Source organism: Kitasatospora sp. NPDC002543 (assembly GCF_053594915.1).
The window spans coordinates 21477-41967 of record NZ_JBSFWR010000079.1; the positions used below are offsets into that span (position 1 = coordinate 21477).

Annotated in this window: 21 protein-coding genes; 15 read left to right on the forward strand and 6 right to left on the reverse strand. The window is 74.0% G+C overall.

What is annotated here, in order from left to right; genetic code table 11:
- Positions 1-2: 2 nt before the first annotated feature.
- Positions 3-806, reverse strand: coding sequence for an MBL fold metallo-hydrolase (locus tag ACWD4P_RS27700; RefSeq protein ID WP_359823426.1), 804 nt, complete (start codon positions 804-806; stop codon positions 3-5).
- A gap of 79 nt (positions 807-885) precedes the next feature.
- A complete protein-coding gene (locus tag ACWD4P_RS27705) occupies positions 886-1452 on the reverse strand; it encodes a hypothetical protein (protein ID WP_359823428.1) in 567 nt (188 codons plus the stop codon).
- Positions 1453-1657: 205 nt separating this feature from the next.
- On the opposite strand from ACWD4P_RS27705, the gene ACWD4P_RS27710 reads away from it, so the two are divergent.
- Positions 1658-2515, forward strand: coding sequence for a PhzF family phenazine biosynthesis protein (locus tag ACWD4P_RS27710; protein ID WP_359823431.1), 858 nt, complete (start codon positions 1658-1660; stop codon positions 2513-2515).
- 24 nt (positions 2516-2539) lie between these two features.
- Here the strand turns inward: ACWD4P_RS27710 and ACWD4P_RS27715 are convergent, their stop codons facing one another.
- Positions 2540-3046 (reverse strand): AAA family ATPase, encoded by a 507-nt coding sequence (locus tag ACWD4P_RS27715; RefSeq protein WP_449781480.1) that lies wholly within the window; start codon positions 3044-3046, stop codon positions 2540-2542.
- A gap of 119 nt (positions 3047-3165) precedes the next feature.
- Between ACWD4P_RS27715 and ACWD4P_RS27720 the strand changes: the two genes are divergently transcribed.
- Positions 3166-4380, forward strand: a complete 1215-nt coding sequence (locus ACWD4P_RS27720; protein ID WP_449781481.1) for a phosphotransferase family protein — start codon at positions 3166-3168, stop codon at positions 4378-4380.
- Positions 4381-4399: 19 nt separating this feature from the next.
- Complete coding sequence (locus ACWD4P_RS27725; protein WP_449781482.1) at positions 4400-5302, forward strand: LysR family transcriptional regulator; 903 nt, start codon at positions 4400-4402, stop codon at positions 5300-5302.
- A 70-nt stretch (positions 5303-5372) separates the two neighbouring features.
- Here ACWD4P_RS27725 and ACWD4P_RS27730 read toward each other — a convergent pair whose 3' ends face one another.
- From ACWD4P_RS27730 to ACWD4P_RS27740, 3 genes are all read right to left on the reverse strand, one after another.
- Complete coding sequence (locus ACWD4P_RS27730) at positions 5373-6575, reverse strand: MFS transporter (RefSeq protein ID WP_449781483.1); 1203 nt, start codon at positions 6573-6575, stop codon at positions 5373-5375.
- Positions 6576-6770: 195 nt separating this feature from the next.
- Positions 6771-7028, reverse strand: coding sequence for a ferredoxin (locus ACWD4P_RS27735; protein WP_359828145.1), 258 nt, complete (start codon positions 7026-7028; stop codon positions 6771-6773).
- Entirely contained in the window at positions 7025-8239 is a 1215-nt protein-coding gene (locus ACWD4P_RS27740) for a cytochrome P450 (RefSeq protein ID WP_359828147.1), read from the reverse strand. Before ACWD4P_RS27740 ends, ACWD4P_RS27735 begins: the two co-directional genes overlap by 4 nt.
- Before the next feature lie 664 nt (positions 8240-8903).
- On the opposite strand from ACWD4P_RS27740, the gene ACWD4P_RS27745 reads away from it, so the two are divergent.
- The 12 genes from ACWD4P_RS27745 to ACWD4P_RS27800 form a co-directional block, all read left to right on the forward strand.
- Positions 8904-9989, forward strand: a complete 1086-nt coding sequence (locus tag ACWD4P_RS27745) for an S-(hydroxymethyl)mycothiol dehydrogenase (protein ID WP_449781484.1) — start codon at positions 8904-8906, stop codon at positions 9987-9989.
- On the forward strand, positions 9986-10618 hold the full coding sequence (locus ACWD4P_RS27750; RefSeq protein ID WP_359828149.1) for an MBL fold metallo-hydrolase: 633 nt from the start codon (positions 9986-9988) through the stop codon (positions 10616-10618). Before ACWD4P_RS27745 ends, ACWD4P_RS27750 begins: the two co-directional genes overlap by 4 nt.
- A gap of 60 nt (positions 10619-10678) precedes the next feature.
- A complete protein-coding gene (locus ACWD4P_RS27755) occupies positions 10679-11101 on the forward strand; it encodes a pyridoxamine 5'-phosphate oxidase family protein (protein ID WP_449781485.1) in 423 nt (140 codons plus the stop codon).
- Between the two features lie 615 nt (positions 11102-11716).
- Positions 11717-12751, forward strand: coding sequence for a TauD/TfdA family dioxygenase (locus tag ACWD4P_RS27760; protein ID WP_449781486.1), 1035 nt, complete (start codon positions 11717-11719; stop codon positions 12749-12751).
- Positions 12748-14562: a non-ribosomal peptide synthetase gene (locus ACWD4P_RS27765; protein ID WP_449781487.1), complete on the forward strand. Its 1815-nt coding sequence runs from the start codon at positions 12748-12750 to the stop codon at positions 14560-14562. The genes ACWD4P_RS27760 and ACWD4P_RS27765 overlap by 4 nt, the downstream gene beginning before the upstream one ends.
- Complete coding sequence (locus ACWD4P_RS27770; RefSeq protein ID WP_359828154.1) at positions 14559-15323, forward strand: thioesterase II family protein; 765 nt, start codon at positions 14559-14561, stop codon at positions 15321-15323. Before ACWD4P_RS27765 ends, ACWD4P_RS27770 begins: the two co-directional genes overlap by 4 nt.
- Positions 15324-15325: 2 nt before the next feature.
- Positions 15326-15826: a cobalamin B12-binding domain-containing protein gene (locus ACWD4P_RS27775; protein ID WP_359828155.1), complete on the forward strand. Its 501-nt coding sequence runs from the start codon at positions 15326-15328 to the stop codon at positions 15824-15826.
- Positions 15823-17118, forward strand: coding sequence for a methylaspartate mutase (locus ACWD4P_RS27780; protein WP_449781488.1), 1296 nt, complete (start codon positions 15823-15825; stop codon positions 17116-17118). Before ACWD4P_RS27775 ends, ACWD4P_RS27780 begins: the two co-directional genes overlap by 4 nt.
- A gap of 146 nt (positions 17119-17264) precedes the next feature.
- Positions 17265-18266 carry an asparagine synthetase A gene (locus ACWD4P_RS27785; protein WP_359828157.1) on the forward strand — a complete coding sequence of 334 codons (1002 nt, stop codon included), beginning with the start codon at positions 17265-17267 and terminating at the stop codon, positions 18264-18266.
- Positions 18263-19621 carry a glutamate synthase-related protein gene (locus ACWD4P_RS27790; RefSeq protein WP_449781489.1) on the forward strand — a complete coding sequence of 453 codons (1359 nt, stop codon included), beginning with the start codon at positions 18263-18265 and terminating at the stop codon, positions 19619-19621. Before ACWD4P_RS27785 ends, ACWD4P_RS27790 begins: the two co-directional genes overlap by 4 nt.
- Positions 19622-19748: 127 nt before the next feature.
- A complete protein-coding gene (locus ACWD4P_RS27795; protein ID WP_449781490.1) occupies positions 19749-19949 on the forward strand; it encodes an MbtH family protein in 201 nt (66 codons plus the stop codon).
- A 135-nt stretch (positions 19950-20084) separates the two neighbouring features.
- Positions 20085-20491 (forward strand): phosphopantetheine-binding protein (locus ACWD4P_RS27800; RefSeq protein WP_449781491.1); only part of this gene is annotated, 407 nt, incomplete at its 3' end.

The following is a 20491-nucleotide window of genomic DNA, read 5'->3' on the forward strand; positions in this document are numbered from 1 at the left end:
GCTCACCCCCAGGCCATCTCGCCCATGGCGACCTTGGTGCCGATGTCCACCGCGATCCGCAGCCCCAGCTTCGGGAAGCGCCGCTCCAGCGCCTCCTTGGCGGCGGCCGCGTCCGCGGCCCGGCCGATCTCCGTCTCGAAGGCGCGCAGGTAGGCGCGGGTGTGGTCGACGGCGTTCAGATCGGTGGGCGCGCCAGCGATCCGGTGGCCGGCCGCCACCCAGGTCGGGTGGAGCGCCTCGATGCCGTCCAACAGGTCGATCCAGGCGGCCCGTTGGGCGGAGGAGGGGGTGTCGGCCGTCCACACGTGCAGGCCCTCGAAGAGCAGCACACCGCCCAGCACGGCGCGGTGGTGGTGCTGCCAGAGGTAGTGCCGGTCCGGCAGGTGGAAGTCGGCGCCGCGCAGCTCGAAACGGTGGCCCTCGAAGACCAGCTCGTCGCCGTGCAGCACGTCCGGCCGCACCAGCCGGGTGGGCAGCTCCGGGCCGAGGTGCGCCCAGGCGCGCAGCTTGGCCTCGTACGTCTCCTGGATGTGCTCGACGGTCGACGCGGTGGCCAGGAAGCGGGCCCCCGGGAACGCGTCCTGCACCTCCTGGGCGCCGAAGTAGAAGTCCGGGTCGCCGTGGCTGACGAAGACCGTGGTCAGCCGCTTGCCGCAGGCCTCGATCCGTTCCACCAGGCGGCGCCCGTCGGAGCGGGTGAAGCCGGCGTCCACCAGCAGCGCGTCGTGCGGGCCGGTGACCAGGACGGAGGTCTTGTTGAGCGAGCTGTCGGGGCTGTCGATGATCTCGAAGTCGAGTGCGCTCATGGGTCTTGCGTCCTTCCTCGCGCCGGGCACGCCTCGCCGTCAGCATCGGTGCTCGGCGCGCCGCCCGCATCCGGAAGGATCAGCGGCGGGTCCAGAGCGTGAGGTCGCTGCTGGTGGCCACCGCGAGGGTCCGGCCGGTCGGGGAGAAGCCGGCCGCGCGGAAGGTCGACCAGTTGGAGTCGAGGATCAGCCACCAGCTCTCGCCGTGCTCGCCCTGCCACGGCCCCCGGCCGCTCGCGAGCAGCACCCGGTGGTGCGGCCACTCCGGGGCGACCACCTCGATGTGCCAGCCGCCGTCGGCGGCGGTGTGCAGCCCGCCGCCCCACAGCCCCGCCACCGGGATGCGCACGTCCGCGACCTGGCCGAGACCCGGGCAGGCGAGGTCCAGGCCGTCCGGGTCCTCGGCGGGCTCGTGGTCACGGGCCAGCTTGAGGCCGGTCGCCGCGTCGAACAGGCCGTGGCCGCTGTGGGAGACCGTCAGCACCAGGTCGTGCCCGCTCTCCGGGTGCACGGCGAAACCGACGCCGAGCAGCCCGCCGACCGCGAGCAGCCCCCGGCCGACCGGCCGCCACGGCTCCGGCGGGGCGGTCACCTCGGCGGCCATGATCCGGTCGCGGAGGTGCTGCTGGTGCGAGGTCAGGGCCATGCGGCCGATCATCCCACCGGGGCGGGCCCGCCGCGCCCGGCCCGCCGCCCGGAGGAGCCGACCGCCCGGAGAAGCCTGACCGCTGCGCCCGCCGCCCGGAGGCCCGGGAACGACGTCACCGACGGCACCCGGCTCGACACGGACGTCCCGGAACCGTGCCGCGGTGCGCGGGAACAGCGGCCCCGCGGCACGCGTTCGTCCGATCATGACCGACGACGCCGCACCTGAGATCCTCCGCTACGCCGCCTTCGCCACCCGCCCCGAGGGCGGCAACCCGGCCGGCGTGGTGCTCGACGCCACCGGGCTGACCGACGAGCGGATGCTCGCCGTCGCCGCCGAGGTCGGGTACTCCGAGACCGCCTTCCTGACCGCCGGCCCGGCCGAAGGCACCTACCGGGTGAGGTACTTCAGCCCGCTCGCCGAGGTGCCGTTCTGCGGACACGCGACGGTCGGCTCCGCCGTGGCCCTGGCCGAGCACACCGGCCCGGGCCGGTACGTCTTCCGGACGGCGGCCGGGGACGTCCCGGTCGAGGTCGAGCGCGGCGCCGACGGGCTGCTGCGCGCCACCCTCACCAGCGTCGAGCCGAAGGTCGAGGAGGTGCCGGCGGCCGACGTCACGCGGGCGCTCGCCCTGCTCGGCTGGTCGGCGGCCGACCTCGACCCGGCCCTGCCGCCCCGGGTCGCCTACGCGGGCGCCCGGCACCTCGTCCTGCCGGTCGCCACCCGCGAACGGCTGGCCCGGCTCGACTACGACTTCGACGGCCTGGCCGCCTTCATGCGCGCCCGCGACCTGACCACCCTGCAGCTCGCCTGGCGCGAGACCCCCGAGGTCTTCCACGTCCGCGACCCCTTCCCGGTCGGCGGCGTGGTCGAGGACCCGGCCACCGGCGCCGCCGCGGCCGCCTTCGGCGCCTACCTGCGGGAACTCGGTGCGGTCGGGGCCCCCGCGGTGTTGACGCTGCACCAGGGCGACGACCTGGGCCGCCCCGGCGTCCTGCGGGTCGAACTGCGCGCGGAGGACACCCGGGTCCGGGTCTCCGGCACGGCCGTGGCCATCGGCTGACACGGGCTTCGGGGCCTCGGGGCCTCAGGGCGGGGGCTGCGGCAGGACGACCCGCTCGCCCTCGCCCCGGGGCTCCTCGAAGCTGCCGAAGTAGTGGTCGAACAGCTCCGCGGTGACGAAGGAGGAGTTGGCGCCGGCCTGCTGGTTGCGGAGCGCCAGGCGGCGCTCCAGCGTCGCCCGGTCGGCCTTGAGGTGGACCAGCTCCCAGCGGCAGCCGTGGCTCTCCACCAGCGCCTTGTAGGTGTCCCGGGCCGTGCGGCTGCGGAAGGTGTAGTCCACCACCACATCGCGGCCGGCCCGCATCAACTCGACCAGTTCGACGAGTTGTTCGCGGCGGATCCCGTCCTTGAGCCGGTCGAACTCCGCCCGCGGCAGGACCAGCCCGGCATCGCACCGCCCGAGCCGCTCCCAGACCACCTCGTCGATCGACAGCCGCGCGTAGCCCCGCCGGACGAGGCCCATCGCATACGTGGTCTTGCCCGCCCCGGGGAGACCGCACATCAGCACCACCGTGCCCGATTGCCGTGTCACCGGCCCACAGTAGGCCGTGTGGGGCGGCTCCGCCCCGCTCTCGGCGGGCGCAAATTCGTTCGCGCGGGCCCGCCCGGATGGGCGAAGCTGCTCCGGTGCAGCGAGCGAACAACCGGACCGTGACGGTCGATCTCACGTACGGCGACGAGTACTTCGGGCAGCTGGGGCCCTTCGAGGTGGAGCTCGGCTGGTGGTCCTCCGTGGACGAGGTCGTCGCGCGGGCGACGGACGCGGCCGGGGTGCCGGTGCTGGTGGCGCGGCTGATGGAGGGGCGGAGCGCGGACCCGGGCCACGGCGGGCGGGTGCGCTACCACGCCGAGGCGCTGCGCCGGCCGGCCGGACGCGAGGCCGGAGCCCCGGACGCCGGGACGGCCGCGCTGCTCGGCCCGGCCGAACGCCGTGCCGCCTGGGCCACGCCCGAGGGCCTGCGGTCGGCGCTGGCCTGGGCGGAGGCGGAGCTCGCCGGCGTCGGCCGCCCGCGGTCCGGGCCCGCCCGGCAGATCCGGACCTGGAACCTCTCCGGCCTCTTCCGCCTCCCCACCGCCACCGGCACCGACGCCTGGCTGAAGACCACGACGCCCGCGTTCAACGCCCGCGAGGACGAGGCCATCGCGCTGCTCGGCGGCGTCGACGGCGCGCTCGTCCCGACGGTGCTCGCCGCCGACCCCTCCGGCGGGCGGCTGCTGCTCGACCACGTCCCCGGTGAGGACTGCTGGAGCCCGTCCGCCGCGACCGTCGCCGACGTCGTCCCCCGGTTCGTCGCCGCCCAGGCCGCGCTCGCCGCGCGCCCTGCCGACCTGGCCGGCCTGCGCGACCGCACCCCCCGCACCCTGGCCGCCCAGCTGACGGCTCTGCTGGACCGGCTCCCCGAGGAGACCGACCTCACGCCCGGGGAGGTGGACGGCCTGGCCCGCTTCGCCGCCGGCCTTCCCGGGCTGCTGGACCGGCTCGCCGCCTGCGGCCTGCCGGAAACGCTGCTGCACGGCGACTTCCACCCCGGCAACTGGCGCTCCGACGGCGTGCGCCCGGTGGTCGTCGACTACGCCGACTCCTGTCTGGGCCACCCCGCCCTGGACGGGCTGCGCCCCCGCGCCTACCTGAGCCCGGAGGCCTGGCAGCACCATGCCCGGGTCTGGACCGAGGCCTGGCGGCGCCATGCCCCCGGCTCCGATCCGCGCCGCGCCCTCGAACTCGCCGAGCCGCTCCACCACCTGTCCTACGCGCTGCGCTACCAGGAGTTCCTGGACCACATCGAGCCGAGCGAACGCCCGTACCACGAGGGCGATCCGGCCGCCGAGCTGCGCGCCGCGCTGGCCTGCGGGGCGGCCGGGTAGCCGGACGTAGACTGCCGTGGTGGAACGACCGACCGCGACCCCGATCCTGCCGGAGCTGCCGCTGCAGGAGCTGGAGTGCTTCGCCGTCCTCGTCCACCAGCTGCACTTCGGGCGGACGGCGGAGCGCCTGGGCGTCTCCCAGGGGCGGGTCTCCCAGCTGATCAAGCGCCTGGAGAGCCGGGTCGGCGCCCCGGTGTTCCGGCGGACCAGCCGCCGGGTCGAGCTGACCGGGCTGGGGCGGGAGCTGGCCGAGCAGGTGGTGCCCGCCTTCGAGCGACTCCGGGAGGGGTACGACACCGCCCGGGCCCGGGCCGCGACGGCGAGGCCGCTGCGGCTGGGCTTCCAGTGCGCGGTGTACCAGCCCGTCGCCCGGGTGATCGCGAGCCTGCCGGAGGGGGCGGCGCAGCTGGTCGAGCTGCCGTGGGCGGACCCGTTCTCGCTGCTCGCCCGGGGCGAGGTGGACCTGGCGATCGTGCTGGCCCCGTGCCGGGAACCGGGGCTGGAGGTGCTGATGGAGTTCTCCCGGCAGCCGGTGTACGTGGCGGTCTCCGCCGCGCAGCGCCTCGGCGGAACGGACGGGCTGAGCGCCGACGAGCTGGCCGCGCTGCCGCTGATCGAGCCGCGCGGTCCGGCGCCCGAGTACTGGCGGCGGGTCCACGCGCCCCGGCGGACGCCGAGCGGCCGGCAGCTGTCGTACGCGGCGGGTGCGGCCACCATCCAGGAGGGCCTGTCGATGGTGGCCGGCACCCGTCAGGGGCTGCTGGTGTGCGAGCGCAGCACGGCGTACGTCCAGCGGCCGGACATCCGCTTCCTGCCGGTGCCCGAGCTGGAGCGGACCTCGCTGGAGGTGGTCCGCAACGAGCGGCGCCCGCACCCGCTGGCGGCCGGGTTCGTCGAGCTGCTCGCCGGGCAGGTCGACTGAGCCGGCCGGGCCGCGGGAGCCCGGCCCGGCTCCCGCTGCCCGGGGGGTCGGCGCTCGCCGGGCCGGAAGGTCAGTGCTCGTCCTGTCGTCGGCCGCCCGGCCGGGAGAGCAGGGTGAGCAGCAGTCCGGCGGCGGCCAGTCCGGCCGCCGTGAACAGGACGGCGTGGTTCCCGGCCCGGTCGACGACGAGGCCGCCGGCGAGGGAGCCGAGTGCGATGCTCGCGTTGAACACGCCCGCCCAGACCGCCGCCGAGGCCTCGATCCGGGCCGGGTCGGCGATGCGGACCCAGGTCTGGGTGGAGACCGACACCCCGCCGTACGAGGCGCCCCAGACGACCAGGACGAGCAGGACGGCGACGAGGCCGGTGGCGTGGGCGAGCAGGGCGGCGGCCAGGGCGACACCGGTCAGGGCGAGGGCGACGGCGGTCTTCGGACGGCGCCCGGACAGCGGGCCGAGGGTGAAGTTCCCGGCGACGCCCGCGAGTCCGTACACCAGCAGGCAGGCGGCGACGGCGCCGCTGCTCAGGCCGGCGTCGGCTTCGAGGACCGGGCGGACGTAGGTGTAGCCGGTGAAGTGGCCGAGCACGACGAGGGCGGTGATGGCGGTCCCGGCGGCGACGCCCCGGTGGCGCAGGGCGCCGGCCGGTCCGCCGAGCCGTCCGCGCTCGTGCGCGGGCAGCGCGGGCAGGGTGGCGGCGAGGACGGCGGCGGAGGCGGCGCCGAGCAGGGCGAGCGCCCAGAACGCCGAGCGCCAGTCGAGCAGTGTGGCCAGGTAGGTGCCCAGCGGGACGCCGAGGACCGAGGCGATGGAGACGCCGGAGAAGATCAGCGTCATGGCGAGCGCGACACGCGGGCCGTCGGCGAGGCGCGGGCCGAGGCTCGCGGCGAGGCCCCAGACGATGCCCATGGCGGCGCCGAGCAGGACCCGGCCGACGGCCAGCACGGCGAAGTTCGGCGCCAGCGCCGTCACCGCGTCGGCCAGGCCGAGCAGCAGCATGAAGGCGACCAGGACGGTCCGGCGGTCGCGCAGGCCGACGAGCAGCGGGGCGAAGGGGGAGAGGACGGCGGCGATCAGGCCGGTGATGGTGAGGGAGAGGCCGGTGACCCCGTCGGTGACCCCGAGGCTGTGGGACATCGGGGTGAGCAGGCCGACCGGCATCATCTCGGACGACACCACGGTGAAGGTGGCGAGCGCGACGGCGAGGACGGGGGACCAGCGGTGCGGGGCGGCGGGTGAACCGGTGGGCGGGGCAAGGGTTTCGGCGTTCGGCATGCGGCCAGCTCACCAGCCGGCGGAGGGGCCGAACAAGATCGATGATCTCATCGATCCATTAGCCCGGCTCATCGATCGGCCCGCCGGCTCCTCGACCGCCCGGCTCCCGGCTTCCCGGGCCTCGACCGCCCGGCCCTCCGGAGCTCCCGGTGGCGCCCGCCGCGACGGACCGCGGTGGGCGCCACCGGGACGGGTTCACTCCGCGGGGGCGATCCGGTAGCCGCCGCGGGCCGAGTGGAGGCTGAGCGCCTCCACCGGGCAGTAGTCCACCGCCTCGTTCAGCCCGTCCGTCAACTCCGCGCCGCCGTCGGCGTACCCGGCCAGCGGTGCGGCCAGCCCGTCGGCGCCGAGGGCCAGCGACTCGGGGGCGCTCAGGGTGCACATCCCGGAGCCGATGCAGCGCGCCCGGTCGACCCGGACGACCACCGGCTCGGTGTCGGCGCGGCCGGTCACCAGGCCACCTGCAGGGCGTTGGGGCTGCGGGTGAGCAGGCCGCGCCGCCAGTCGATCCGCTCGACGGGTTCGGCCAGTCGCAGCGCGGGCAGCCGGCGGGCCAGGCGGTGCAGGGCGAGTTCCAGCTCCATCCGGGCGAGCCAGGCGCCCAGGCAGTGGTGCGGTCCGGCGCCGAAGGTGAGGGTGGGGGCGCTCAGCGGGGCGAACAGTTCGGTGCGCAGGTCCCCGGTGAAGGCCTCCGGGTCGTGGTTGGCGGCGGCCGCGTCGGCGGCGACGACGCTGCCCGCCGGGATGACCACGCCGCCGATCTCGACGTCCTCGACGGTGCGGCGCATCAGCCCGGGCAGGTGTTCCTGGCGGTCGCCGAGCGGGACGGCGCGCAGCAGCTGCTCGGTCGCGGCGGCGGCGCTGGCCTCGTCGGAGGCGAGCCGCTGCCAGGCCTCGCGACCGTCCTGGAGCAGGTAGACCAGGGCGTTGCCGAGGCTGGTCATGGTGGTCTCGTGTCCGGCCACGACCAGGCCGATGACGAGCATGACCAGCTGGCCCTCGGTGATCGAGCCGTCCTCGGCGGCAGCCGTGAGCAGGCTGCTGACCAGGTCCTCGCCGGGGGCGGCCCGGCGTTCGGCGATCACCTCGGAACCGAAGGCGGCGAACTCGGTCATCGCCGTGACGATCGCCTCGGGGCTGTGGGCGGTGACGGAGAGCGCGTGGTCGCTCCAGTGCGCGAGCCGCTTGCTGTCCAGGTTGTCCAGGCCCATCAGCCGGCTGATCACCGCGACCGGCAGCGGGCGGGAGTAGCCGGCGATGATGTCGGCGGGGGAGCCGTGGTCGATCAGCTCGTCGATCAGCGACTCGACCACCGAGGCCACCCAGGGCCGCCAGCGTTCGATCGCGCGCGGGGTGAAGGCCCGCTGCACGGTGCGGCGCAGCCGCTGGTGCTCGGCGCCGTCGATGTTCAGCATGCCGTCCGGGTCGTCCAGGATGTTGGGCGTGACCGTGATCGGCGGGGCGTCCGGCGCGTAGAGCGGGGCGCGGCCCAGCCGCGGGTCGGTCAGCACCTGGCGCACGTCGGCGTGCCGGCTGACCAGCCAGACCGGCGTGCCGGTGGGCAGCGCGGCGAGGCGGGGCGGGCCGGGTTCGAGCAGCCGCATGCAGTGGAGCGGGGGGAGCGGGGCGGTGCCGGCGCTGGTCGCACTGTTCTCGATGGACATCCGTACTCCAGACTCCAGGGAGGTGGGCCGCGGGACGCGACCCGACGGGGGGTGGAACCGGGGATGGTGCGGGGACGGGTGATGCGGCCGGCTGGCGGCTCGACACGGGCCGGGGTTCGGTCGGGCTCCTACGAGGGTGTGGCGCGAAATGTACGGGGGCGTACGGTCGGTACGCACCGGGCGCGGACGGCGCGGGGGCACGCGCCGACGGGTGGGGCGGGTGTGCTGAGCGTGGTCGGGTGGACCGTTTCAGCTACGACCGTACGTGGGTGGCGGGGCGCCCGTCTGCGGCACTTCCAGCCAACGCCGGTGCTTTCCGGGCACTTCGAGGCGCACGGACAGGCGCTCGGCGCCACCTGTACGCCCCCATGGCCACGGCCGCGCCGGGCTGTCGCAGGGCCCTCGGCGGATACCCGGCCGGCACGTGCCGCGGGACGGTTCGGGGCGGCTTCGCGGGCCGGTTCGCGGGCCGTCGTCAGGTGGACGGACGGGCCGTCGGTCGACGCGGTGAGCCCTTATCACACGGCGTCACCCCGGATCGCCCCGGGCGCTCCGCCGGTGGCCGGCCGGGCGGACGATACGCTTCGTGGGCAGTTCGTCTTGCAGTCTTTTGTCGCAGGTCACGCCGGTGCAGAGCCGCGCCGGCCGACGGAGGTGGAATCGGATGCCCCAGCAGGTCAAGGCAGTCATCGCGCGCGCCAAGGGCGCGCCCGTGGAGGTGACCACGATCGTGGTGCCCGACCCTGGCCCGGGCGAGGCCGTGGTCCGGATCCAGGCGTGCGGCGTCTGCCACACCGACCTCCACTACCGGGAGGGCGGCATCAACGACGAGTTCCCGTTCCTGCTCGGCCACGAGGCCGCGGGCATCGTGGAGTCGGTCGGCGAGGGCGTCACCGAGGTCGAGCCCGGTGACTTCGTCGTCCTCAACTGGCGCGCGGTGTGCGGCCAGTGCCGCGCGTGCCGGCGGGGCCGCCCGCAGTACTGCTTCGACACCCACAACGCCAAGCAGAAGATGACGCTGCTGGACGGCACCGAGCTGTCCCCGGCGCTGGGCATCGGCGCGTTCGCCGAGAAGACCCTGGTCGCGGCCGGCCAGTGCACCAAGGTGGACCCGGCGGCCGAGCCGGCCGTGGCCGGCCTGCTGGGCTGCGGCGTGATGGCGGGCCTCGGCGCCGCGATCAACACCGGCAACGTCGGCCGGGGCGACACGGTCGCGGTGATCGGCTGCGGCGGCGTCGGCGGCGCGGCCGTGATGGGCTCGCGGCTGGCGGGCGCGTCGAAGATCATCGCCGTGGACATCGACGACCGCAAGCTGGAGACCGCCCGCAAGCTGGGCGCCACCCACACCGTCAACTCCCGCACCACCGACCCGGTCGAGGCGATCCGCGAGCTGACCGGCGGCAACGGCGCGGACGTGGTGGTCGAGGCGGTCGGCCGGCCGGAGACCTACAAGCAGGCCTTCTACGCCCGCGACCTGGCCGGCACCGTCGTCCTGGTCGGCGTGCCGACCCCGGAGATGACGCTGGAGCTGCCGCTGCTCGACGTCTTCGGCCGCGGCGGCGCGCTGAAGTCCTCCTGGTACGGCGACTGCCTGCCCTCGCGGGACTTCCCGATGCTGATCGACCTCCACCTCCAGGGCCGCCTGGACCTCGGCGCCTTCGTCACCGAGACCATCGGGCTCGACGCCGTGGAGCAGGCCTTCGAGCGCATGCACCAGGGCGACGTCCTGCGTTCGGTGGTGATCCTGTGACCTCGCCCCGCATCGACCGGCTGGTGACCGCCGGGACCTTCGAACTCGACGGCGGCAGCTGGGAGGTGGAGAACAACGTCTGGATCGTCGGGAACGACGAGGAGGCGGTGGTGATCGACGCCGCGCACGACGCCGAGGCCATCGAGGCCGCGCTCGGCGGGCGCCGGCTGCTGGCGATCGTCTGCACCCACGCGCACAACGACCACATCGACGCGGCCCCGGCCCTCGCCGCCCGCACCGGTGCGCCGATCCTGCTGCACCCCGACGACCTGCCGCTGTGGAAGCTCACCCACCCCGAGCGGCTGCCGGACGGCGAACTGGCCGACGGCGGCCGGATCGAGGTGGCGGGCACCGAGCTGACCGTGCTGCACACCCCGGGCCACGCGCCGGGCGCGGTCTGCCTGTACGCGCCCGCACTGGGCACCGTCTTCACCGGCGACACCCTGTTCCAGGGCGGCCCGGGCGCCACCGGCCGGTCGTTCTCGCACTTCCCGACGATCGTCGACTCGATCCGCGAGCGGCTGCTGACGCTCCCGGCCGAGACCGTGGTGCGCACCGGCCACGGCGACCCGACCACCATCGGCGCCGAGGCCCCGGCCCTGCCGGAGTGGATCGCGCGCGGGCACTGACGCCCCGCCCGTACGGCCCCAGGGGAACGACCGCTCCCCGGGGGCCGTACCATCGCGATCATGGCCCACGACCCGCGCGACCTCGACGAATCCCTCCTCGCCTTCTGGCGGGAGCGGCACATCTCCACGCTGACCACCACCCGCCCGGACGGCACGCCGCACGTGGTGCCGGTGGGTGTGACGTACCAGCCGGAGACGGGGACCGCCCGGGTGATCACCAGCCGCACCAGCCGCAAGGCCCGCAACGTCGCCGAGGCCGGCCCCGGCGGCCAGCGGGTCGCGGTCTGCCAGGTGGACCGGGCCCGCTGGTCGACCCTGGAGGGCGTGGCGGTCGTCCGCGACGAGCCCGAGCAGGTCGCCGAGGCGGAGCGCCGCTACGCCGAGCGCTACCGCGAGCCGAGGGGCAACCCGGACCGGGTGGTCATCGAGATCACCGTCGACCGCGTCCTCGGCCGGGCGGGCGGAGCGGCCGCGTCCTCCTGAGCTCCGGAATCGCCTGACCCGATGGTTGATTCGTCACTGTCGGTGATGTGAATGGCACATGAAAGATTCCGAACTTGTCCGCGCTTCTTCCACGAGGGCGCGTTGATGTGATCTCATTGGTCGCGCACGGTCAAGCGGAGGCCTGGGTTGCGGTACACCCGTCTCCGCAGCTCGGGGAACGACACCAGGCGCGCAAATCCAGCGCATCTGCAGTGAGCGCTCGGGAGGGGATCGGATCGGTGTGCGGATGCGCCGGGTGGACAACCCGGCGCCTTTCATGTGGGTACGTGGTGCCGGTGGTCCGCGGTTGCGGCCCGGGGGCGTGACGGCCCGGCGGTAGCAGTTCTCACCGACGTGCGGACAGGAATTCGGAGCCGACCTCCGAATGCGGTCCGCCCGCCGTCGCGGCAGTGGAATCCGACGCCCTGCCCGCACCGCCCGGTGGCCGGCCCCCGAATCCGGGCCGCGTGCGTTCCCCGAAGAGCTGGTGCAAAGGCCCCCCTGCGGCCGAAAGCCGTGTTCCCTGGTCAGAGGTTCTGATCGCGATTCAACGTGCCCTGGAACGACCACGGAACAACGCCGTGGCGCTCCGTCCTGAGGAAGGTGCATCGAGTCATGTCTTCTGCAAGCACCGCACCACCGCAAGAACTGGACTGGATCCTGGAGGAGGGCGCGCCGGCGACCCTCGTCGCCCCTCGATTCGAAGGCGTCGAAGCGGCCTGCGCGTGGCTGAACGCGCTCCTGCCCGACCTCCGTGCCGCGCTTCAAAGGTACGGCGCGCTGTACCTGCGCGGGCTTCCGGTCGCCTCCGTCGAGGACTTCGCGCTCGTCCGGGACGTCCTCGTCCCCCAGCGGACCCCCTACCGGGAGAAGGCCACGCCCCGCAGCAGCTTCGGCAACGACGTCTACTCGTCCACCGACCTGCCGCCGGCCCAGTCCATCCGGATGCACAACGAGAACAGCTACACGCTGACGTTCCCGGGCCTCCTGATGTTCGCCTGCCTCATCGCCCCGGAGGAGGGCGGAGCGACCCCGGTGGCGGATTGCCGGGAAGTCCTGCGGAAACTCCCGGCCCCCCTGGTCGAGCGCATTCGCTCCCACGGCTGGACACTGCACCGCAGCTACGACGAGAACATCTCCGTGAGCTGGGAGAAGGCATTCGCGACCGAAGACCGGGAGGAGGTGGAGAAGTACTGCGCGGAGAACCTGATCTCCTGCCGCTGGGACGACGAGGGAAATCTGAAAACCGTCCAGCGGCGGCCCGGAATCATCCGGCACCCGTCGACCGACGAGGAAGTCTGGTTCAATCACATGGCCTTCTGGAATTCCTGGTCACTGGACGAGGAACTCCGCGACACGCTCGTCGGTGAATTCGGCGCGGACGGCCTGCCGTTCGAAACCGGCGTGGCCGACGGCGAACCCCTCACCCGGGACGAGCTCGACACCATCAACGCCGCGTACGCCGAGGCCACCGTGCGCCGGACCTGGCAGCCGGGCGACGTCCTGCTCGTCGACAACGTCCTCACCGCCCACGGCCGCGACCCGTTCCGCGGCGACCGCAGGATCGTCGTCGCGATGGGCAACCCCGTCGAACTCGACGACTGCCGGCCCACCGTGGCGGCCTCGGCACAGCCCGGCGGTGCCGCGTGAGCATCACCGAGGAGCCCCAGGCCCCGGCAGTCCGGACCTCACCGCCCGACCCGGTGGCCCGGTTCGAACGGGCCGTCCGGTCGACCCCGGACAGGACGGCCGTCCGCGGCACCGACCGCACCCTGACCTTCGCCGAACTCGACCACGAAGTGCGGCTGGTGGCCGGGCGGCTGGCCGAGCGCGGGATCGGCCGCGGCACCCGGGTCGGCGTCAGCCTGCACCGCGGCGCGGACCTCGTCGTCGCGCTGCTCGCCGTCTGGCGGACCGGCGCCGCCTACGTGCCGCTGGACCCGGCCTACCCGCAGGAGCGCCTCGCCCGCATGGTGGCCGACGCCGGCCTGCGGACCGTGCTCACCGAGCCCGGCGGCGGGCCGGCCTGGCCCACCGGGGTCGACGCCGTCACGCTCGCGGACGCCCGCTCCGCCCGGACCGCGGCGCCCGACACACCGGCCGCCCAGGCAGACCCGGCCGATCCGGCGTACGTGATCTTCACCTCCGGCTCGACCGGCACGCCGAAGGGCGTGGAGGCCACCCGGGGCGGCGTCGCCGCGCTCGCCGCGGACCTCGAGGAGGCCGGCTTCTACGCCGCCGAGCCCCGCGTGGTGGCCTGGAACGCGAGCATCTCCTTCGACGCCTCCGTCCAGCAGTGGGCCCGGATCTGCCGGGGCGACAGCATCGTCGTGATCGGCGAGAACGAGCGCACCGACCCGGCCGTGCTGCGGGCCCTCCTGGACGAGCACGCCGTCGACGACCTGGACCTGACGCCCTCGCACTGGGACGTGCTGCGCGAGGCCCTCCTCGCCCCCACCGCCGACGGCCGGGTGCTGCGGCTGTTCATGGGCGGCGAGCCGGTACCGGCCGAGGTCTGGCGGGAACTGGGCGAGGCCCGCGCCGCCGGCACCGTCGAGGCGGTCAACCTGTACGGCCCCACCGAGTGCACGGTGGACGCCACCGCGGCCTGGATCACCGGCGACGGCCCGCACATCGGCCAGCCGCTGCCCGGGTTCACCGCCCACGTGCTCGACGCGGCCCTGAACGCCGCGCCCGTCGGCGAGCCGGGCGAGCTCTACCTCGCCGGCCCCTCCGTGGCCAACGGCTACGTCGGCCGGCCCGCGCTGACCGCGCAGCGGTTCGTCGCCGACCCGGCCGGCACCGGCAGCCGGATGTACCGCACCGGCGACCGGGTACGGCTGCGCCCCGACGGCACCCTCGACTACCTGGGCCGGGTCGACCGGCAGGTCAAGATCCGCGGCTACCGGGTGGAACTCGGGGAGATCGAGGCCGCCCTGGCCGTCCACCCGCGGGTCAGGACCGCCGCCGTCGTCCTGCACGGCACCGAGACCGCCGGCGACCAGCTGGTCGGCTACCTCGTCCCGGAGGGCGACGGCGCCCCGCGCACCCGGGAACTCCAGGAACACCTGTCCGGCCTGCTGCCCTCGTTCATGGTCCCGTCGGCCTTCGTCACGCTGGAGGCCATGCCGCTGAGCGTCAACGGCAAGGTGGACCACCGGGCCCTGCCCGCCGTGGACGAGGCCCTGTGGGCCGAGGACCACCAGGAGCCCGGGGACGAGCCCCAGGGCGAGTTCGAGACGCTGATCGCCGGCGTGTGGTCCGAAGTGCTCGGCCGCCAGGGCATCAGCGCCACCGACAACTTCTTCTCGCTGGGCGGCCACTCGCTCATCGCGCTGCGCGTCATCGGGCGGCTGAAGAAGCAGTTCGGGATCACCGTGTCCACCAAGGAGGTCTACCAGCACCCCGAACTGCGCTCGCTCGCGCAGTTTGTGGCGTCCCGTCGGACGGAGGACAAGTGAACACCGCACAGGACACCACCGTCATCAGCATCCGGCGTCCGAAGAACGCCGCCCTGACGCTGATCTGCCTGGGCTTCTGCGGCGGCGGGACGGCCTCCTACCACCTGTGGGGCGACGCCGTGCCCGCCGACACCGCCCTGTCCGCGATCTGCTACCCCGGCCGGGAGGGCAGGTTCCTGGAGGACTTCGCCACCGACTGGGAGGAGCTCGCCGAGGACGCCACCGCGGCGGTGCTCTCCGCCGTCGACGGGCCGTACGCGCTCTTCGGACACAGCATGGGCGGCTGGATGGCCTTCGACGTCGCCGCCCGGATCGAGCGCGCCGGCGGCCCGGTGCCGCGGAACCTGATCGTCTCCTCCGCCAACGCGCCCGCCCGCGGCCTCACCCCCAGGGACATGTTCCCGTCCCAGCAGGACGACGACGACGGCCTGCTGCTCTGGATGAAGACCCACGGCCTGATGCCGGCCCACGTGCTGGAGGACCCCGACCTCCAGGAGATGAGCGTCGAGCTGATGCGCGCCGACATCCGGGTCCGGGACACCTTCCGGTACACCGACGGCGCCACCGTCAGTATGCCGGTGCAGATGCTGTCGGGCGCCGACGACGACGTCATCGAGGCCGACGCCGGAGAGCAGTGGCGCTCCCTGGCGCTCGGCGAGTACCGCCACGACGTGCTCCCCGGCGGGCACTTCTACACCCCGGAGGTCTGGCGCACCCTGCCGACCAGGATCACCGCCCTCGACCCCAGCGAGAGGAACTGACGATGCGCACGGACACCGCCCTCGACGTGATCGTCACCGGCACCGAGTCGGACTCGCACACCTGGAACCTGGTCTTCCTCCAGCTCCAGCTGGAGGACTGGGGACACCGGGTGCAGAACCTCGGCCCGTGCCTGCCGGGCGCGGAACTGGCGGCCGAATGCCGCCACGAAGCCCCCGACCTCATCGTGCTCAGCAGCGTCAACGGCCACGGCGAGAGCGACGGACTGTCCGCCATCGCCGCGCTGCGCGCCACCCCCGAACTCGCGGGCACGCCGATCGTCATCGGCGGCAAGCTCGGCACCGGCCGGCAGCTGCTGGCCGGGGCGGGCGGAACGGCCGGCGAGGACATGACGCGCCGACTGCTGTCCGCCGGGTACTCCGCGGTCTTCCACGAGTCCGCCGGGTTGTCGGAGTTCGAGACGTACGTCTCCACCCTCCGCGCCGCGAAGGCGAGGCGGGCCGGCCGAGTCCTCGAGGAGCTCCGCGCCGCCCCCACCCCGTGAACGCCGCGCCGGTCAACGCGTTCGCCGACTTCGTCCGGCGGTCGCACGAGCGGGGCGACCTGGTGGTGCAGCCGCGCATGGGCTTCGGCGACCCCCGGGCCATGCGGGAGGGGCTGCTCGCCGTCAAGGGGGCCAACGCCACCACGGTCGGCACGATCACCCTGGACAGCTACACCCGGCTCGGCAAGCTCGACGACGCCCGGCGGGCCGTCGCCGGCGGCGGCGACCTCAACGGATACCCGATCAGGACCCACCCCGGGGAGACCAACCGGGGGGTCGTGGAGGGCGTGCGCGAGCGCGACTTCCCGGTCCAGGTACGGCACGGCTCGGCGAGCCCCCGCGGCATCATCGCCGCCTCCCTGGAGGCGGGGCTCGACACCACCGAAGGCGGCCCGGTCTCCTACTGCCTGCCGTACGGCCGGCTCCCGCTGCGCCAGGCGGTGCGGAACTGGGAGGAGTCCTGCGAGCTGATGGTCGGGGCCCGCGGCGGCTCCGTCGAACCGCACGTCGAGACCTTCGGCGGCTGCATGCTCGGCCAACTGTGCCCGCCCAGCCTGCTGGTGGCGATCAGCGTCCTGGAAGGCGTGTTCTTCCGCCAGCACGGGCTGCGCAGCGTCTCGCTGAGCTACGCGCAGCAGACCAACGCCGAACAGGACCGGGAGGCGGTGCTGGCCCTGCGCCGGCTCGCCGACCGGCTGCTGCCGGACGTCGACCGCCACATCGTGATCTACAACTACATGGGGGTCTACCCCAGCACCCGCTCCGGCGCCCTGCTGCTGCTGGAGCAGGCCGCCGAACTGGCGGTGCACACCGGAGCGGAGCGGCTCATCGTCAAGACGGCCGCCGAGGCGCACCGCATCCCCACCGTCCCGGAGAACGTCGAGGCGCTGGAGATCGCGGCGCTGGCCGCCCAGAACGCGGGCGGATCGGCGCCCCCGGACACCGGGGCGGACAGCGAGGTCCTGGCCGAGGCGACCGCGCTCGTGGACACCGTCCTCGGCCTCAATCCGGACGTGGGCGCCGCCCTGGTGGAGGCGTTCAACCGGGGACTGCTGGACGTCCCGTACTGCCTGCACCCGGACAACGCCGGACGGGCCAGGAGCTACATCGAGTCCGACGGGCGGCTGCGCTGGTCGCACACCGGCGCACTGCCGGTGCGGCCGCACGGGGGATCCGGCGGCGACCGCTCGATGAGCGCCGCGGACCTGCTCCGCGCCCTGTCCCACGTGGCGCGGTCGTTCGACGAGCGGGCCGCCACCGCGCTGGACGGGATCCCCGGGGCCCCGGGCTGAACCCGCGCGGGAACCGCGTGACCGCACGGCGGCAGGACCGCGGAACCGCTTGACCGCGGAGCCGTATGACCGCACAGAACCGCAGGACCGCACAGAACCGCAGGACCAAGGAACCACAGGACCAGAGACCTGAAGGAAGAGACCCCTTGACCAGCCAGTTCGAGTCTGCACGGCCCGGCGCGCTGCCGGACCACCTCAAGAGCCCCGTGACCCGGTCCGTGCTGCGGATCCAGAACCAGATCGTCCAGGCGGGCCGCGAACTACTCCTCGGCGAGGGGTTCGTGGAGCTTCTTCCGCCGATCATCGGGCCGGTGACGGACCCGGGCGGCCGCGGCGCCAAGCAGGTGGACGTCGACTTCTACGGCCACCGCTACAAGCTGATGACCAGCGCGATCCTCTACAAGCAGGCCTCGCTGCTCTCCTTCGACAAGGTGTTCTACGTCGCGCCGAACGTCCGGCTCGAACCGCTCGAGACCGCGAACATCGGCCGCCACCTGGCCGAGTTCCACCAGTTCGACGTGGAGATCGCCGGCGCCACCCAGCAGGACGCGATGGGCGTGGCGCAGTCCATCGTGACCGCCGCCGTCGACCGCGTGGTCCGGACGATGGGCGCCGAACTGGAGGTCCTGGGGCGCGACGCGGACGTCTTCACCCCGCTGCTCACCCGCAACACCCCGTTCGACCGGATCAGCCACGGCGACGCGATCGCCGAACTGTCGGGGCTGGGCCACGAGCAGAACCACGACGCCGAGATCGACTGGCAGGGCGAGGGCCTGCTCTCGCACAAGTCCGACACGCCGTTCTTCATCGTCGACTACCCCAAGGGCTCGCGCGGCTTCTACGACCGCGAGGACCCGCAGCGCCCGGAGGTCCTGCGCAACTTCGACCTCATCGCCCCCGAGGGCTTCGGCGAGCTGATCAGCGGCAGCGAGCGCGAGTTCGACTACGCGCGGATCATCGCCCGGATGCGGGAGAGCGGCGAGAACCCGGCCAAGTACGAGTGGTACCTGAAGATGGTCCGGGAGGGGATCCCCGGCAGCGCCGGCTTCGGCATCGGCATCGAGCGGCTCACCCGCTACGTCGCCGGGCTCGACGCCGTGTGGCAGGCCACGCCCTTCCCGAAGGTCCCCGGGGTGGTCTCGCCGTGAGCGGAGTCCTGAGCGCCCCCGGGTTCCCGGAGGCCGCGATCCGCGCACGGGCCAGGGAGGGCGCCGCCCGCGCGTTCCCGCCGATGCAGGGCTACGGTCTGACGCTGTTCGGCGCGGGCGCCGGCGCGGACACGGGCGGCGGCACGGGCGGCGACGCCCGGCCGGCGGCGACCCGCGGCACGGACGCGCTGGACGCGATGCGCCTGGTCCCCCCGGTCTTCGTCCCCCAGCGGCTGGAGAAGCTCACCGACCTGGCCCGGGAGCCGCTCTACGGCGACGTCGAACTCGCCACCGACATCGGCGGGTTCCGCTCGTCGCTGCCGGTGTACATCTCGGCCTTCGGCTCCACCCAGGTCGCCTCCTCGGGCCTCGGCCTGGCGGCCAGCCGCCAGGCCGGACGCCTCGGCATCCCGCTGGTCATCGGCGAGAACGTGGTGCCGACCAACGGCTTCGACGACGGTTCGTCCCGCGGCTCCGGGGAAGGTTCCGCCGACGAGGCCGCCGACACCGGCGACAGCATGATCGCCCGGCTGCGCGCCTACGAGCAGGAACTCCCCGACGGGATGGGCGGACTGGCGTTCCAGCAGAGCACCGAGGACGCGGACGCCGAGGTGTGGAACCAGATCTACAGCGCCCCGGCAGCGAAGGCGCTGCTGGAGTCGGGCCGCCTGGCGTTCGAGCTGAAGGTGGGCCAGGGCGCCAAGCCCGGCCTCGGCGGCATGACGGTGCTGAAGCGCTCGGTGGCGGGCCGCCTGGCGAGCCAGTACAGCACCGACGAGGGCGTGTTCGGCAGCGGGGACGCCGAGCACGACCGCGTCCTGCGGTCCAGCAGCCCCGGCACGTTCACGGCGGAGATCCTGCGCCAGCAGATCCGGTTCATGCGCAACAACTACCCGCGCGCGCGGATCTGGGTGAAGCTCCCGCCCGGGCGGGACGTCCAGGAAGCGGCGGCCGTGGCGTGGGCGAGCGGCGCGGACTCGGTGACCGTGGACGGCGCCGAGGGCGGCAGCGGCTGGGCGCCCAGCAGCTTCCTCGACCAGGTGGGCCTGCCGCTGGGCGAGTGCCTGCGCCGGCTGGGGCCGCAGCCCCGGTCGCACTGCCTGCTGGCCTCGGGCCGGATGTGGGAAGGGGCCAGGGCCGTCAAGGCCCTGGCGCTGGGCGCCCGGGCCGTCGGACTGGGCCGGGCGGCCCTGCTCGCGGCCGACGAGGACCCACAGGACGGGATCACCCGGCTGGTCGCCTGCCTCGCCTTCGAACTGAGGCTGCTGATCAGCGCGTTGGGAAAGTACGCGCCGGCCGCGCTGGCTCCCGAGGACGTCTGGCTCCCGGACACCGGCGCGCTCCTCCACCCGTAGCACCCCTCTCACCCCTCTCAACCCTCTCAGCCCGGGCGCCCCGGTCACCCCGGCACGTGGGTCCCGCCCCGCAGGGCGGGGCCCCGCCCGGCCGCGACCGCTCACCCCGCACAGAAGGAGAACCGCTGTGACGAACCCGTTCGAGGACGCCGAAGGCCGCTTCGTGGTCCTGGTCAACGAGCAGAACCAGCACTCGCTGTGGCCGAACGCGATCGAGGTCCCGGCCGGCTGGTCCACCGCCTTCGGCGAGAACGACCGCCAGGCCTGCCTGGAGTACATCGAGCAGCACTGGACGGACCTGGCGCCGCGCCCGTCGACGGTCGGCTGACCCGCCGGCCGCCCCCCTTCCCCACCATTCCTTTCGCACACCCGCGTACCGCCCGGGCCAGGTGACGCAGCACCCGGTCCGGGCGGACCGTCGCGTACATCGATCACCGCCGCACCGGCACCAGAGGGAGATGTCATGGCTCAGCAGAAGGAACCCACGACGGGCCGGAAGGTCACGACCGAGGGCGGTCGCTGCCCCGGTTCGGCGCAGGAGGAGATCCTGTGCGGCCTTTTCGCCGAGGTCCTCTGGGTGCCTTCGGTGGGGGTCGACGACAACTTCTTCGCCCTGGGCGGGCATTCGGTCCTCGCGAGCCGGCTGATCAGCCGCATCCGCGGCACGTTCGGCGCGGAGCTCGGCATCCGCGAACTCTTCCGGAACCCGACCGTCGCCAAGGTGGCGGAGAGGCTGGGCGAGGGGCGTCCGGCCCGGCCCGCCCTGGTGGCGGGTGAGCGGCCGGAGGTGCTGCCGCTGTCCTTCGCGCAGCAGCGGCTGTGGTTCCTGGACCAGTTGGAGGGGGCGTCGGCGGCGTACAACAGTCCGTT